Origin of the sequence: Brevibacillus parabrevis (genome assembly GCF_022701015.1) — a bacterium.
In the GTDB taxonomy this organism is placed as follows: Bacteria; Bacillota; Bacilli; order Brevibacillales; family Brevibacillaceae; genus Brevibacillus; species Brevibacillus parabrevis.
On the sequence record NZ_CP064090.1, the window covers coordinates 3,158,868 to 3,173,333 of the forward strand.

The window sequence follows — 14,466 nt, forward strand, 5'->3', positions numbered from 1 at the left end:
GGCACCTACGGGAGAGACGGCAGCTTTTACACGAAAATGAAGGAGGAGCATAGATGCGTGCAAGATTGATTTTGGAAGACGGAACAGAATTTATCGGAACAGCGTTCGGAGCGACGAAGGAATCCTACGGGGAAGTGGTTTTCAATACAGGACTGACAGGATACCAGGAAGTTCTGTCTGACCCGTCCTACTGCGGGCAGATCGTAACCATGACATACCCGCTGATCGGGAACTACGGGATCAACCGCGACGACTTTGAAGCTGTTCGTCCGTACATTCACGGCTTCGTCGTCCGCGAGCATTGCGATATGCCGAGCAACTGGCGCAACACCAACACGCTGGATGAGCTGCTGAAAACATACGACATCCCGGGGATCGCCGGAGTAGACACGCGGATGCTGACGAGAAAAATCCGCTACCACGGCACGATGAAAGGCATGATTACGACCAGTGAAGCCCCGCTTGACGAGCTGGTGGCAGCGCTCAACAGCACGACCTTGATGACGGATCAAGTTTCCCGCGTCTCTACAAAAAGCGTGTTCAGCTGCCCGGGGACGGGACATCGCGTCGCACTCGTTGACTTTGGCTCCAAGCACGGCATCTTGCGCGAACTGACCAAGCGCAACTGCGATGTAGTCGTCGTGCCGTACGACGTGACGGCAGAAGAAATTCGCCGCATTCAGCCAGACGGCATCCTTTTGTCCAATGGCCCTGGCGACCCGAAAGATGTACCGCAAGCAAGCGAGATGATCCGCAGCATTTTGGGAGAATACCCGCTGTTCGGCATCTGTCTCGGACATCAGCTGTTCGCCCTCGCTTCCGGCGCAGACACGATGAAAATGAAATTCGGCCACCGCGGCGGCAACCATCCGGTGAAAGAGCTGCCGACGGGACGCACATACATCACTTCCCAAAACCACAGCTACGCTGTAAAAGAAGATTCGCTCGCGGGAACCGAGCTGGAAGTTACCCATATCGCTCTGAATGACGGGACGATTGAAGGACTGCGCAACCAAGCGAAGAACGCCTTCTCCGTTCAGTATCACCCGGAAGCGGCTCCAGGGCCGTACGACTCCGGCTACTTGTTCGACCAGTTTCTTGCGATGATGGAAACCGCTAAGGAGGAAAAAACTCATGCCAAAACACGCTAATTTGAAAAAAATCCTCGTGATCGGATCGGGTCCCATCGTCATCGGGCAAGCTGCGGAATTTGACTACGCTGGTACGCAAGCTTGCGAAGCATTGAAAGAAGAGGGCATGGAAGTTGTCCTGATCAACTCCAACCCGGCGACTATCATGACTGATACCAACATGGCTGACAAAGTGTACATCGAGCCAATCACGCCTGAATTTGTAGCGCGCGTGATCCGCCAGGAGAAGCCGGACGGACTTTTGCCTACCCTTGGCGGTCAAACAGGCCTGAACATGGCGGTTGCCCTTGCAGAAGCAGGCATTTTGGAGCAAGAAAACGTGAAGCTGCTCGGCACCAAGCTGGAATCGATCAAGCAGGCGGAAGACCGCGAGCTGTTCCGCGCACTCATGAACGAGCTGGGCGAGCCGGTTCCTGAATCGGTGATCGTCAGCACAGTCGAAGAAGCGGTCAATTTCGCCAACGAAATCGGTTATCCGATCATCGTGCGTCCAGCCTACACCCTGGGTGGAACAGGCGGCGGAATTTGCGACGACGAAGAAAGCCTCCGCGAGATCGTCGCAAGCGGTCTGAAATACTCGCCGATTACCCAGTGCCTGATCGAGAAAAGCATTGCCGGAATGAAGGAAATCGAGTACGAAGTCATGCGCGATGCCAACGACAACTGCATCGTGGTCTGCAACATGGAAAACATCGACCCGGTAGGGGTTCACACAGGTGACTCGATCGTCGTAGCGCCAAGCCAGACGCTCGCTGACCGCGAGTACCAAATGCTGCGCTCTTCCGCGCTGAACATCATTCGCGCACTCGGCATCGAAGGCGGCTGCAACGTGCAGTACGCGCTTGATCCGCACAGCTTCCAATATTACGTCATCGAGGTAAACCCGCGCGTAAGCCGTTCCTCTGCGCTGGCTTCCAAAGCGACTGGCTACCCGATTGCGAAAATGGCAGCGAAAATCGCCATCGGCTATACGCTGGATGAACTGAAAAACCCGGTGACAGGACAGACGTACGCTTGCTTTGAGCCGACTCTGGACTACATCGTGAGCAAAATCCCGCGCTGGCCGTTTGACAAGTTCCAGTCTGCCAACCGCAAGCTCGGCACGCAAATGAAAGCGACAGGCGAAGTCATGGCGATCGGACGCACTTTTGAAGAATCGATCATGAAGGCGATCCGCTCCCTGGAAATCGGTTCCTACCACATCGAGATCAAAGGGGCAGGAGAGATTTCCGAAGAGGAACTGACAGCCCGTCTGATTCAGGCCGACGATGAGCGCCTGTTCCTGCTGGCGGAAGCACTGCGCCGCGGCTGGACCATCGACCAACTGCACAGCTTGACGAAGATCGACCTGTTCTTCCTGCACAAGTTCCACAAAATGATCGCTTTTGAACAAGAGCTGGCAAACGGACTGACTGCCGACAAACTGTTCGAAGCAAAACGGATGGGCTTCACCGACCGGAAAATCGCCGAGCTGTGCGGCGAAACCGAAGAAGCAGTACGTGCGCTCCGCATGGAAAAAGGCTTCGTTCCGGTATACAAAATGGTAGATACGTGCGCAGCCGAATTTGAAGCGCAAACGCCTTACTACTACTCCAGCTACGAGGTAGAAGATGAGCGCATCGAAACAGGCAAAAAGCGCGTGGTCGTACTTGGCTCCGGCCCGATCCGGATCGGTCAAGGGATCGAGTTTGACTACGCAACCGTGCATGCTGTCTGGGCTTTGCGCGAAGCGGGCTATGAAGCGGTCATCATCAACAACAACCCGGAGACGGTTTCGACAGACTTCAATACATCCGACCGCCTGTACTTCGAGCCGCTGTACATCGAAGACGTCATGAACATTCTCGATGTCGAGAAACCGGAAGGCGTGATCGTGCAGTTCGGCGGACAAACAGCGATCAACCTGGCTGACAAGCTGGCCGAGCGCGGCATCAAAATTTTGGGCACGAGCCTGGAAAACATCGATGCGGCAGAAAACCGCGAGAAGTTCGAAGCGCTCCTGCGCAGCCTGGATATCGCGCAGCCGCCTGGCAAGACGGTAACATCTGTCGAGCAAGCGGTAGTCGCAGCGGAATCCCTCGGCTTCCCGGTACTGGTTCGTCCATCCTACGTCCTGGGCGGACGGGCAATGGAGATCGTCTACAACGAAGCCGAGCTTCGTGAGTATATGGAAAAAGCAGTGAAGGTCAACCCGGATCACCCGGTATTGGTCGACCGTTACATGGTCGGGGTAGAGGCAGAAGTCGATGCGATCTGCGATGGCGAAAACGTGCTGATCCCAGGCATCATGGAGCACATCGAGCGCGCAGGGGTTCACTCTGGCGACTCTATCGCGGTTTACCCGCCGCAATCGCTCTCCCAGGCGATCAAGGATGAACTGATCGACATGACGACGAAGCTGGCGCGTGCGCTGCAAGTCAAAGGTTTGCTCAACATCCAGTTCGTCATCTACAAAGATCGCCCATACGTCATCGAGGTGAATCCGCGCTCTTCCCGTACGGTGCCATTCCTTTCCAAAGTGACAGGCATTCCGATGGCGAACATCGCAACGAAAGCGATTCTCGGCCACTCGATCGTCGAGCAAGGCTTCACACCGGGCTACCATCCGGAAGAATCGGTTGTATCGGTCAAAGTTCCGGTCTTCTCCTTCGCCAAGCTGCGTCGCGTAGACATTACGCTCGGCCCGGAAATGAAGTCGACCGGGGAAGTCATGGGCCGGGAGAGCACGCTGGCAAAAGCGCTGTACAAAGGCTTGGTCGCTGCTGGCATGAACATCCCGACACAAGGAACCTTGCTCGTAACAGTAGCAGACAAAGACAAGGAAGAAGCGCTCGACATCGTAAAACGTTTCCGCCACCTCGGCTTCAAGCTGATGGCGACGGCAGGAACGGCTGATTATCTGGAGCAAGCAGGCTTGTCGGTTACACGCGTGAACAAACTGTCCGAAGGCACGCCAAATCTGCTCGACGTGATCCATACAGGCGAAGCGAACATCGTGCTCAACACGCTGACAAAAGGCAAAACGCCACAGCGCGACGGCTTCCGCATCCGCCGCGAAGCAGTAGAGAACGGCGCGGTATGCTTGACTTCGCTGGACACAGCTTCTGCCCTTCTGCATGTGCTGGAAACGATCACGTTCTCGACAGAAGCAATGCCTGCCCAACGCGCAGGTGCGAAAGTGGCAGCAACCGTATCCTAGACGAGGTTCGAGAGTAGCAGACCGGACGAGAAAAGGGGAGAGCAGTGTGCAACAGCAATTGACAGATGTTCGGGAGCGCATGATTGTTGCGCTCGACTTTTCCACCATGGATGAAGTGAAGAAGTGCCTGGAGCCGCTCTCCGGGCACATCCGCTACGTAAAAGTGGGGATGGAGCTGGCGTACGCCGAAGGGCCAGCCATCGTGTCCTATTTGAAAGAGCAGGGGCTCAAAGTGTTTGTGGACTTGAAAGTTCACGACATCCCGAATACAGCCAAAGGGGCGATGAAAAGCCTCGCGCGTCTTGGCGCTGACATGGTGAACGTGCATGCGGCCGGGGGCGTGGCAATGATGGCAGCGGCGAGGGAAGGATTGGAGCTGGGGACAGCGGCAGGTGCTGCTCGTCCTCTCCTGATCGGCGTAACGATGCTTACTTCGACAGGAATGCAGACGATGAACCAGGAGCTTGCGATCCCAGGCTCCGTCGAAGATGTCGTCGTGCATTACGCCATGATGACGAAGCAAGCCGGATTGGACGGGGTTGTCGCTTCTCCACTGGAAGTGCCGATGATCAAACAGGCAGCGGGCGAGTCTTTCGTAACCGTGACGCCAGGCATCCGTCCTTTGGGAACAGATCAAGGAGATCAGACGCGGATTACGACACCGGAACAGGCTTTCCGCCTGGGCAGCGACTATCTCGTGATCGGACGTGCCATCACAGGGGCAAAAGATCCCGCAGGCGTCTGGCAAAGTATCGTGGCAGCGGTAGAAGCAGATCGCGCGTAAGCATTCACGCCGGAAGGGATGAAGAGAAATGACGACAAACACAACAGCCAAACAAATTGCAGCGAACCTCCTGGAGATCGGAGCGGTTCACCTGCGCCCGGAACAGCCTTTTACCTGGACATCGGGAATCAAGTCGCCGATTTATTGCGACAACCGCATCACCATGTCTTACCCGCACGTACGCCGGGCGATTGCCCAGGCATTTGCCGAGCTGATCAAAGAAAAGTATCCAGACGCCGAAGTTGTGGCGGGAACGGCTACGGCTGGCATTCCGCACGCGGCATGGGTGGCAGAAGTTCTTGATTTGCCAATGATTTACGTGCGCGACAAGGCAAAAGGACACGGCCGCCAAAACCAGATCGAAGGCGCACTTTCCGCCGGACAAAAAGTAGTGGTCATCGAAGACCTGATTTCTACAGGCGGCAGCTCTCTGAAAGCAGCGCAAGCCGTTCAGGCAGAGGGCGGCGAAGTACTGGGTGTTGTAGCGATCTTCAGCTACCAGTTCCCGGATGCGGAAAGCTTGTTTGCCGAAGCAGGCGTTCCTTGCACGACGATTTCCCACTACACGGCACTGCTTGAGGCGGCAAAAGAACAAGGCGTAATCACAGCGGAACAGGAGAGCGTGCTGGGCGAATGGCGCAAATCTCCACGGACGTTTTTTGCATAAAAACTGATTTGGCTTCGGAAAAGAGTGGACACCGTTGAAGTAACGGCTCCACTCTTTTTGTTTTTTGGAAACGACCAACAAGGATTGTCTCGGCACGCACAAAGTGGCGGACTGGGCGAGAGTTTACGCTTCGGGGAAAAAAGTCGCCAGATGGAAAAGCAAGACATCCGAATGGTTCGTTGCAAACGCAACTGGAGAGCGCAGAAGAGTGCCCGATCCAGGGGCCATCTTTTTTGCCTGCCTGTTCTGCGTAGCAGTGGAAACGCCCGTCAGACTTGATTTCGGACGCGAATCTGAACACCTTCTGCTTCGAAAAAGCGGGTGATCCACGTCTGATCTTCTCGCAGATCAGCCAGTTGTTCAGGGAAAAAGATGCCGCCAGCAGTAGCCAGATTGTTGCCTTCCATCAAGATTCTTTGCGCCTGGATGGCAGCTCCTGTAGCCGTCAGGTGAGTTTGTCCCTGCGGGTCGGTGATCTCCACCTGTCTACGTGTGAGCACACCGTGCTGGTCGCGTCCTTCGATCTGGACGGTGACATGGTGCGCAGCGCCTGTGCCCGGGTTGTACAAAATGCTTTGCCGCGCCTTTTGCCCGAGCAGCTTCCACACTCCGCTCCGTACGAGGAAAACGAGTGCGGACGTGGACCATGTTTGATCGAAAGCGATGCGGAAATTTGCTGAACGGACGGACGAATCTTGTACCAATGTCACATGATCGGGCGTATCCAGCCGATAGCACTTGGCCCGAAAGCCGTTCGGAAAAGTAACCGGACGCGGCTCTGTCATAGGCAGAACGGTTCGCGTTTGGCTTCCTTCGAAAACGTGAAAAGGAATCGTCATCCTGTTCATGTAAGCGGTAGAATCCGGCCCTGCTTTATCATGCAAAGAGTAAAGGGCGTATATATCGACAGACGCTTCCTGCAAGCCGTCGGCGTACATTTTGCCGAAAAGGGCAGGCGTTCCTCCCATCCACCCAGAGGCGAGGACGATTGGCGCACGAAGATCAACGCTTCGCAGTCGGTCGATGGCTCCCGAGAATCGCTCTGTCCAGCGGGTGACGTCCACGAGCGGAATTTGCCGCCGAGCGCTTGCGAGCAGCAGCCTGTCATCAGGATCGTTGACGGCATTAATAATGAGAGACAGGTCTTTTGGCGCATCAATAAGCGGGTCTGCTGCCGTATTGTCCACGAAAAGCGAATGAACTCGGGGAGAGGCGAAAGGAAGCGGCTTCCCCGGATTTCTGCCCCCGAGCAGCAATTGCAAGTCGTGATTTTGCTCGTGTAAAATGCGGGCAATTTGGCTGCCGACAGTCCCATACCCGCCGACAATTAATCCTTTTTTCTCAGCCAAAGAAAACTCCTCCGTTTGTATGTTTATTTGTTTAAGTTTATCAACATAAAGTAAAGAAGAAAAGGGACGCGCTGTCCCTTGCCAGTTGCTCGTTATGAACATTCTTCTTCGACAAATGTGACGAGTTGTTTAAACAGAAGCATCGCCTCTGTAATTTCCAAGCGGTAGTAAATTTCTGTTCCTTTTTTCTCGGAGTGGAGCAATCCGGCTTGCCGCAATATTTTCAAATGATGGGAAACGGTCGGCCTGGACATCGGGATATGCTCGGCAATTTGCGTGACGTTCAAGCTTTCTTTGTCAATCAACAGGGCGACGATTTGCTGGCGCACGGGATCACCTAGCCCTTGGAAATAAGGACTCAGCTGCATAAAAAGGTGGATCGCTTTTTCGTTACAGGTTGGATGATTCATAGCTACACTCCGTTAATAAACTTAATCATTTGAACGTATTATAATCCTCCTTCCTTTTTTTTGCAACCTTCAAAACGGCTGATTTGCAAAGGTTTTTCCGCAACAGCTCTCGCTGTGATTCATGTAATGGAAAAGCAAATCAGGGAATAGTAAGAGGGGTTACAAATAAGTTGAAGGAAGGTGCTTATGTCATGAAGGAATGGACGGGGAGCGCAGTCTCCCGCGAAGCAGTAGGGAAAATCAGAAAGGTATTCGGCTCTTGCTTTCTGGCACTGGCGTTGCTCTTTTTCATCCCGAGCACAGGTCTCGCGGTAGGCAAAGGCGCGCAGGGACCAGACGTATATGTGATTCAAGGGATGTTGAAATCATTAGGTAGCTATTCTGGACAAATCAACGGATACTACGACGATGTCACGGTGCGCGGCGTCAAGCATTTCCAGAAAAAACACGGCTTGCCTGCGACAGGCTCTGTGGACAAGCGCACGCTTAATCGCATGGTTTACTCTTATGATCGAGTCGTTTCCAATCCACACCGCGGCGGCGGCAAAGGCATCGGTGGCGGAGCAGGCCAAGGCGGCAAAGGCATCGGCGGCGGAGCAGGCCAAGGTGGCGGCAAAGGCATCGGTGGCGGAGCAGGTCAAGGTGGCGGTAAAGGCTTTGGCGGCGGAGCAGGTCAAGGTGGCGGCAAAGGCATCGGCGGCGGAGCAGGTCAAGGTGGCGGTAAAGGCTTTGGCGGCGGAGCAGGTCAAGGCGGCGGCAAAGGCTTTGGCGGCGGAGCAGGTCAAGGTGGCGGGAAAGGCATCGGCGGCGGAGCAGGCCAAGGTGGCGGCAAAGGCATCGGTGGTGGAGCAGGCCAAGGTGGCGGAGCAGGCCAAGGTGGCGGTGAAGGCATCGGTGGCGGAGCAGGCCAAGGCGGTGGAGCAGGCCAAGGTGGCGGAGCAGGCCAAGGCGGCGGAACAGGCCAAGGTGGCGGCAAAGGCATCGGTGGTGGAACAGGCCAAGGTGGCGGCAAAGGCATCGGTGGTGGAACAGGCCAAGGCGGCGGAACTGGTGAAGAAGGCGGCAAAGGAACTGGCAACGGCGGCGGAACCGGAGAAGGCGGCGGCAAAGGAACTGGCAACGGCGGCGGAACCGGAGAAGGCGGCGGCAAAGGAAACGGCAACGGCGGCGGAACCGGAGAAGGCGGCGGCAAAGGAAACGGCAACGGCGGCGGAACCGGAGAAGGCGGCGGCAAAGGAACTGGTAACGGCGGCGGAACCGGAGAAGGCGGCGGCAAAGGAAACGGCAGCGGCGGTGGAACTGGCAACGGCGGCGGTACAGGCAACGGTTCCGGCAATGGCAATGGATCTGGCAAAGACAATGGTCAAAATGCCGAGGACAACGAAGGAAACGGCAAAGACTAAAAAACCGTTACCTGGCAAAAACGCTTCGTTTCTCCCAAAGAGACGAAGCGTTTTCGTTTAGACAGGCGAAGCAACGGTTTGCAACGTCATTTTGTCCTTCGTCCGCCAATGTTCGCAATCCCGACTTTCCATATTCTGCTTGCAGGACGTTTGCATTATAATAAAGACGTCCGCGCTCCTTTTTCGGATGGGGTGGAAGACTTTTTCCCTAGCATGGAAGTCATGCAAAACAAAAGCTGACATACATAACGACACAGGATATTGATGGCAGAGGATGAATCACATGGCGAAAATAGAGATCATAAAAAGCATGCTGAGCAATGATCGGGGAAATGCCCATGCATGGTTTCTTTTGGGAATGGAGCATGCGGAACTGGGGGATCGCACGGAAGCATTGCAAGCTTTTACGCAAGCTCTCTCACTCGGAGATGGGGAAATAAAAGATAAAGTTGCAGTGGAATTGAACAAGCTGCAAAGGGAAATGCCGTTTTCCAAAAGCAAAAAAGGAAGCGCTTCTTGGGAGGCTTCTCTTTTTGGCTGGAGGCCCTCGCGACGAATCCAGGTGATAGAGGGGGGCAAAGGAAAAGCAGTTGAGCATGGTTGCGCGTTGCCCGACTTTACGACCGGCTATCATTCGGTTGGCGGGTTGCAAGCTGAAAAAGAAGTGATCGTAAACACATTCGCTGCCCTGACACAGCAAGGCGTGGTACATGAAAGGGGAGAGCGAGGAGGGATTTTGCTTTACGGCCCATCCGGTTGTGGCAAATCATTGCTCGCTAAAGCGACGGCAGAGGAGTGCCGCGTTCCGTTTTTTCCGATAGCGCAATCGGCAGGAAGCGACGTTATGTCCTATCTCGCTGAGTCTTCCTTTTCTGCTGTCGCGGAGGCAGACAGCTATCAAAATAAGCCGCTGCTTGTCTTTTGGGACGAGCTGGACGGGCGACAAGGGCCACAGTTCGCCTATCATAAGCAGGTGGATACGGAATTTGCATGGCTTGCGAAACTGGGCGAGTGGCAGCAGGCTGAGCGAGGGCTGTTCCTTATGGGAGCGACTACCGTTCCCTGGGAGCTGGACATCGCATGGTTGCGGGAAATCGGCTTTGCGCAAATGCTGTTTGTCAGTCCGCCGGATCGGGCAGCGCGGGCAGAAATTTTCCGGTTGAAGCTGAGAGGCAGGCCCGCCGAGCCGATTGATTACGCGCAACTGGCAGGCTGGACGGAATTTTATTCAGGAGCGGATATTGAGTACGTAGTTGAGCTTGCTACCGAGCAAGTCTTGCACGATTTTTTGACCAAAGGGGTGGAAAGGCCCATTCAGATGAGCGATTTGCGCGAATCGATCGCAGCCACTCGGCCGACGACGATCGAGTGGCTGCGGACGGTCAAAGAACATTTGCAAGAAATCAACCGAGACGGACATTATGCGGCTGTCGCACAATATTTGGACATGCATCGGCGCATTTGACTGGCAGGACCGGACTCACTTGAAAAACGTGAGGGGGTCCTGCCGTTTTTCTTGAAATAGAAAGAATATTGACGCAACGACTGTCTTTCTATAATCTGAGGGTAATCGAGCTGATTCAGCAAGGAATGGGAGGAATCGACATGAAGCTGTATGATATATCTCGACCACTCACAAAAGCTACGCCGACGTGGCCGGGGGACACAGCTTTTCAGTACACCGTGAACTGGCCCAAATCAGAAAGCGGCTCCGTCAATGTCGGGAAGCTCGTGATGAGCATTCACACGGGAACGCATGTGGACGCGCCGTTTCATTTTGATGATCACGGGAAAACGACGCTGGAATTGCCGCTTGATCTGTACGTAGGAGCAGCCAGAGTAGTCGATGTGTCGGGGCGTGCAAGCATCGGAGCGGATGATCTGGCGGGAATCGACTTGTCAGGGGTAACCCGATTGTTGCTCAAAACCATGTCGTGGTCCGAACCCGAGACGTTTCCTGCTGAGATTTGCTACCTTCGTCCTGATCTGCCGCCGTTTCTGGCAGAAAAAGGAATCAGGCTGCTTGGCCTGGACGTGCCTTCCGTCGATCCGCTAGAGAGCAAGGAGCTGCCTGCCCACCACGGGCTGCACCAGCATGGCATTTATATTTTGGAAGGGTTGCTGCTAGATGCCATCGAGCCTGGCGACTATGAATTGATCGCACTGCCGCTCGCCTTGGCTGGTGCTGATGGAAGTCCTGTGCGGGCTGTCCTGCGCCGATAGGCTGTAGCGATGAAAAACCGCTCATACCTTAAAGCGGCATGAACGGTTTTCTTCCTAACTTTATTTCAACTTACGCTCTACGTGATTTGCAAGAGGGGGGAAGTTTTCTCAATGACGTCCCAATTCATGCCGCGCGCTTTCAGTCTGGCGAGAAACGGGATCGGATCGATCAGCTCTGGAGGTATGCAGCCTGTCATCGAAAGCAGTCCCTCTGCCATCATGTCAACGGCAACGACAGGCGGGATGCCGGTTTGCCAGATCGTTGCCTGAAATTCGGTTTTTTGGAAAACCTCGTCATGATTGGCGATCGTGTAGACGTAAACTTCTTTTCGCTTGTTATCTTTTCTGCCCTTGACGAGCGCGCCGACGCTGGAGTAGCCGTGGATTTTGCCTGCCAGGTCTACTGGTTTGGGCATCGTCGTTACGACCACGTCGCGCGGGGCAACGCGCACTCCTTTTACTTCAATCTCTTCATCGCTGTCCAGCCCAAGATAGCGCAACACTTTCAAGGTGTTGACGAAATCGGGGTGCAGGGCGTATTTGAAGTCGACGTATTTGCAGCCTTTTGCCCGTCCAATCGTCTCGCCGAGCGTAGTGGCTTCTTCATGCTCCACGTTGTAGCAGTCCAGCCAGCCGATCGGCTCCGGAAATTCAAATTCTTCTTTGTTGGCAAAAGGTGTCGGGAAATACTGTTCGCCTTTTGCCGCCGTCCAGAAGTTGGGCTTTGCCAGACATTCCTGTATGGCCGTCTGCGGGCTGAAATAGGAGCAGAAGCCGTCGTAATCCACTACCGAATTATCTCCATCCCGGATGAGAATGGCGTCCACTTCATCGAGCGAATCGACAGCGTATCGTGCGGCGATGTTCGAAAAACCGGGGTCGCACCCGAGTCCCATGATTCCCAAAATACCTGCTTTCCGAAAACGGTCGTTCCAGGACAGTTGCTGTTGCAGCCATTGCGGGCCGCAAGACGCCGTATCAATATAATGAGTTCGTGTGTGAAGGCAAGCCTGCATCACCGCCAGGTTGTTTTCTGGCAAGCCGATGTGCAGCAAAAGGTCGATGTCGCCCAAAATGGATTGGACGCTGGACACGTCGCGGGCATCCACACATTTTACCTGGATTTCCACATTCGTCTCCCGGCGCAGCTCCTGGGCCAGTTCTTCTGCTGGGCCGATGGCTATATCGGCCAGGACAAGCTTGGTGACAAAACGGGATTTGATCAACTCGCACGCGCTTACTTGTCCGACTCCACCTACTCCTAAGATTGCGACTCGCATAGAGTCCTCCTCCCTGGTGACAAATCTGCTATCTTCGCATTCGAAACAGCCATTTTTGCAAAAATAACGAAATGGACGATGAACGGCGGACTCCCGCCAGGGCATCATCGATCGGCTCGCGGGGACGCAAGGAAAGCACCATGAGAAACCTCCTTTTTCGTTTTGATTGTTCACCAAACGATTGAAAAAGCAAGGTGAATAGTACATGTATATGAAGCATTCCTCACGTCCCATGCGCGACAGTGAATATCGAAGCGCAATTCTTTTTCGGGGATGGGACTTGTCTTTCCAGCAAACAGCTACGCCTCGGTTTTTCCTCTCTGCGGGTTGCGAAAAGTGTTGACCGCAAGCGGTTGTATCCACTTTCATGAAAAAGTCGAGGTGCACTCGTCAAGCAGAGTTGTCTTGATAATAAAGCGAATTTCTCTAATAATAACGGTGTAAACCAACGAAGCATTCCGCATCGTGAGTGTACGGAAGGATGGAAACACAAATGGAACCGATGAGCTTTGTTCTTTTTGGCGCGACAGGAGACTTGGCAAAACGCAAAATTTATCCGGCCTTGTTTAATTTATACGTAGATGACAAACTTCCCGGTAGCTTTTCTATTGTCGGTGTGGGCAGGCGAGCTTGGTCTGATCAGGAGTTTGTTCGCAGTGTGGAGCAGTCTATCCGGGAGTTTTCCCGACGAGATGCGATTGATCAGGCACAGCTTGAACGATTTTTGGCAGCCTTTTCTTATGCAGCTGTCGATGTGACGAAAGCAGAAGCTTACACGCCACTGCTGGAACGGGTCAAGCAGCGAGAGGACGAATGCAAGCTTCCGCAAAATCGGATGTTTTATTTGTCGGTTGCCCCTGAGTATTTCGAGGTGATTGCTGCCAATATCCAGACGAGCGGACTCGGCTCTGTTGCCGGCTGGAAGCGCCTGATCATCGAAAAGCCGTTCGGACGCGATCTGCAATCGGCGGAAGACTTGAATGAGAAGCTGGCCAAAGCGTTTTCCGAAGAAGAAATTTACCGGATCGACCATTATTTGGGCAAAGCGATGGTGCAAAATTTGGAGGCGTTGGAGTTTGCCAATCCCGTTTTCGCCGCTCTCTGGAACAATCGTCACATTGCAAACGTACAGATCACAGCGAGCGAAACGGTCGGGGTAGAAGAGCGGGCTGGTTTTTACGAACAGGCTGGGGCGCTGCGTGACATGTTGCAAAATCATATGCTGCAAATGCTGATGATGGTTGCCATGCACATCCCCAAGCGGATTACGGCGCAAGACATTCGCGCGCAGAAACGTAAAGTAATGGAAGCAGTGCGGCCTCTGGCGCTTGAAGAAGTGGCGAAAAACATCGTGCGGGGGCAGTATCGCGCAGGAAGCATGGGGGAAGTTCCGGTGGCAGGCTACCGGGAAGAGCCGGGAGTATCGCCGACCTCGATGACGGAGACGTATATCGCAGCCAGAGTCTGGATTGACGACCCGTTTTGGAGCGGAGTGCCCTTTTACATTCGCACAGGGAAACGGATGAAGGAAAAGTCGACGCGAATCGTCATTGAGTTCAAAAACCCGCTGGAGCAGCTGTATCGGGAGCAACAGGAAAAGACAGCGCCGAATTTGTTGATCATTCATGTGAATCCACAGGAAGGAATCGCTTTGCAGCTGAATAGTAAGAATCCGGCCAATAGCGGAAAGATTGAGCCTGTGACCGTTGATTTCAGTTCCGGGCAGAAGGACGTCCCAGAGGCTTATGAACGCCTCTTGTTCGATGCGCTGCGTGGAGACTCGACCTATTTTGCCCATTGGAATGAAGTGCGCCTGTCGTGGAAATGGGTAGAGCCAATCTTGACGGCTTTTGAGCGCAATCTCGTACCGCTTGTCTCGTATGAAGCGGGAACATACGGGCCGGATGCAGCGAAACAATTGCTGCAAGCGGAAGGATTTTCCTGGTGGTTGGATGAAGTAGAAGAGAGGGAGCCGGAGCCGATGCATCGGTAATGGCTGA

Annotated in this window: 11 protein-coding genes; 8 read left to right on the forward strand and 3 right to left on the reverse strand. The window is 54.2% G+C overall.

Translation table 11 applies throughout. From position 1 onward, the window contains the following. The first annotated feature begins 53 nt into the window (after nt 1-53). The 4 genes from IRJ17_RS15115 to pyrE are packed head-to-tail and all read left to right on the forward strand — an operon-like array spanning nt 54 to nt 5,801. A complete protein-coding gene (locus IRJ17_RS15115) occupies nt 54-1,151 on the forward strand; it encodes a carbamoyl phosphate synthase small subunit (protein WP_122965048.1) in 1,098 nt (365 codons plus the stop codon). Next, the gene (gene carB, locus IRJ17_RS15120; protein WP_122965049.1) at nt 1,135-4,350 is read left to right on the forward strand and encodes a carbamoyl-phosphate synthase large subunit; all 3,216 of its coding nucleotides are present in this window, start codon (nt 1,135-1,137) and stop codon (nt 4,348-4,350) included. The genes IRJ17_RS15115 and carB overlap by 17 nt, the downstream gene beginning before the upstream one ends. A 46-nt stretch (nt 4,351-4,396) precedes the next feature. After that, nucleotides 4,397-5,134 carry an orotidine-5'-phosphate decarboxylase gene (gene pyrF, locus IRJ17_RS15125; RefSeq protein ID WP_122965050.1) on the forward strand — a complete coding sequence of 246 codons (738 nt, stop codon included), beginning with the start codon at nt 4,397-4,399 and terminating at the stop codon, nt 5,132-5,134. Nucleotides 5,135-5,162: 28 nt separating this feature from the next. Next, nucleotides 5,163-5,801 (forward strand): orotate phosphoribosyltransferase, encoded by a 639-nt coding sequence (gene pyrE / locus IRJ17_RS15130; RefSeq protein ID WP_063229915.1) that lies wholly within the window; start codon nt 5,163-5,165, stop codon nt 5,799-5,801. Between the two features lie 269 nt (nt 5,802-6,070). Here pyrE and IRJ17_RS15135 read toward each other — a convergent pair whose 3' ends face one another. Together IRJ17_RS15135 and IRJ17_RS15140 are read right to left on the reverse strand one after the other, a co-directional pair. Beyond that, nucleotides 6,071-7,150 carry a saccharopine dehydrogenase family protein gene (locus IRJ17_RS15135; RefSeq protein ID WP_242771008.1) on the reverse strand — a complete coding sequence of 360 codons (1,080 nt, stop codon included), beginning with the start codon at nt 7,148-7,150 and terminating at the stop codon, nt 6,071-6,073. Between the two features lie 92 nt (nt 7,151-7,242). After that, a complete protein-coding gene (locus IRJ17_RS15140; RefSeq protein WP_063229913.1) occupies nt 7,243-7,560 on the reverse strand; it encodes an ArsR/SmtB family transcription factor in 318 nt (105 codons plus the stop codon). A gap of 191 nt (nt 7,561-7,751) precedes the next feature. Here IRJ17_RS15140 and IRJ17_RS15145 point away from each other — a divergent pair, with 191 nt between their 5' ends. The 3 genes from IRJ17_RS15145 to kynB all read left to right on the forward strand — a co-directional run bounded on the left by IRJ17_RS15145 (nt 7,752) and on the right by kynB (nt 11,186). Beyond that, nucleotides 7,752-8,963, forward strand: a complete 1,212-nt coding sequence (locus tag IRJ17_RS15145; RefSeq protein ID WP_242771010.1) for a peptidoglycan-binding domain-containing protein — start codon at nt 7,752-7,754, stop codon at nt 8,961-8,963. A gap of 283 nt (nt 8,964-9,246) precedes the next feature. Beyond that, on the forward strand, nt 9,247-10,428 hold the full coding sequence (locus IRJ17_RS15150) for an AAA family ATPase (RefSeq protein ID WP_242771012.1): 1,182 nt from the start codon (nt 9,247-9,249) through the stop codon (nt 10,426-10,428). Between the two features lie 140 nt (nt 10,429-10,568). Then, nucleotides 10,569-11,186 (forward strand): arylformamidase, encoded by a 618-nt coding sequence (kynB, locus tag IRJ17_RS15155; protein WP_242771014.1) that lies wholly within the window; start codon nt 10,569-10,571, stop codon nt 11,184-11,186. A 77-nt stretch (nt 11,187-11,263) separates the two neighbouring features. Here the strand turns inward: kynB and IRJ17_RS15160 are convergent, their stop codons facing one another. Then, nucleotides 11,264-12,466, reverse strand: coding sequence for a saccharopine dehydrogenase family protein (locus tag IRJ17_RS15160; protein WP_122965055.1), 1,203 nt, complete (start codon nt 12,464-12,466; stop codon nt 11,264-11,266). 493 nt (nt 12,467-12,959) lie between these two features. Here IRJ17_RS15160 and zwf point away from each other — a divergent pair, with 493 nt between their 5' ends. After that, on the forward strand, nt 12,960-14,459 hold the full coding sequence (zwf, locus tag IRJ17_RS15165) for a glucose-6-phosphate dehydrogenase (RefSeq protein ID WP_242771016.1): 1,500 nt from the start codon (nt 12,960-12,962) through the stop codon (nt 14,457-14,459). Nucleotides 14,460-14,466 lie beyond the last annotated feature (7 nt).

Bases quoted from the DNA above. Each gene is read 5' to 3' on its own strand.
- IRJ17_RS15115 (WP_122965048.1), top strand. From the start codon at position 54: ATGCGTGCAAGATTGATTTTGGAAGACGGAACAGAATTTATCGGAACA.
- carB (WP_122965049.1), top strand. From the start codon at position 1,135: ATGCCAAAACACGCTAATTTGAAAAAAATCCTCGTGATCGGATCGGGT.
- pyrE (WP_063229915.1), top strand. From the start codon at position 5,163: ATGACGACAAACACAACAGCCAAACAAATTGCAGCGAACCTCCTGGAG.
- IRJ17_RS15140 (WP_063229913.1), bottom strand. From the start codon at position 7,560: ATGAATCATCCAACCTGTAACGAAAAAGCGATCCACCTTTTTATGCAG.
- IRJ17_RS15145 (WP_242771010.1), top strand. From the start codon at position 7,752: ATGAAGGAATGGACGGGGAGCGCAGTCTCCCGCGAAGCAGTAGGGAAA.
- IRJ17_RS15150 (WP_242771012.1), top strand. From the start codon at position 9,247: ATGGCGAAAATAGAGATCATAAAAAGCATGCTGAGCAATGATCGGGGA.
- kynB (WP_242771014.1), top strand. From the start codon at position 10,569: ATGAAGCTGTATGATATATCTCGACCACTCACAAAAGCTACGCCGACG.
- IRJ17_RS15160 (WP_122965055.1), bottom strand. From the start codon at position 12,466: ATGCGAGTCGCAATCTTAGGAGTAGGTGGAGTCGGACAAGTAAGCGCG.
- zwf (WP_242771016.1), top strand. From the start codon at position 12,960: ATGGAACCGATGAGCTTTGTTCTTTTTGGCGCGACAGGAGACTTGGCA.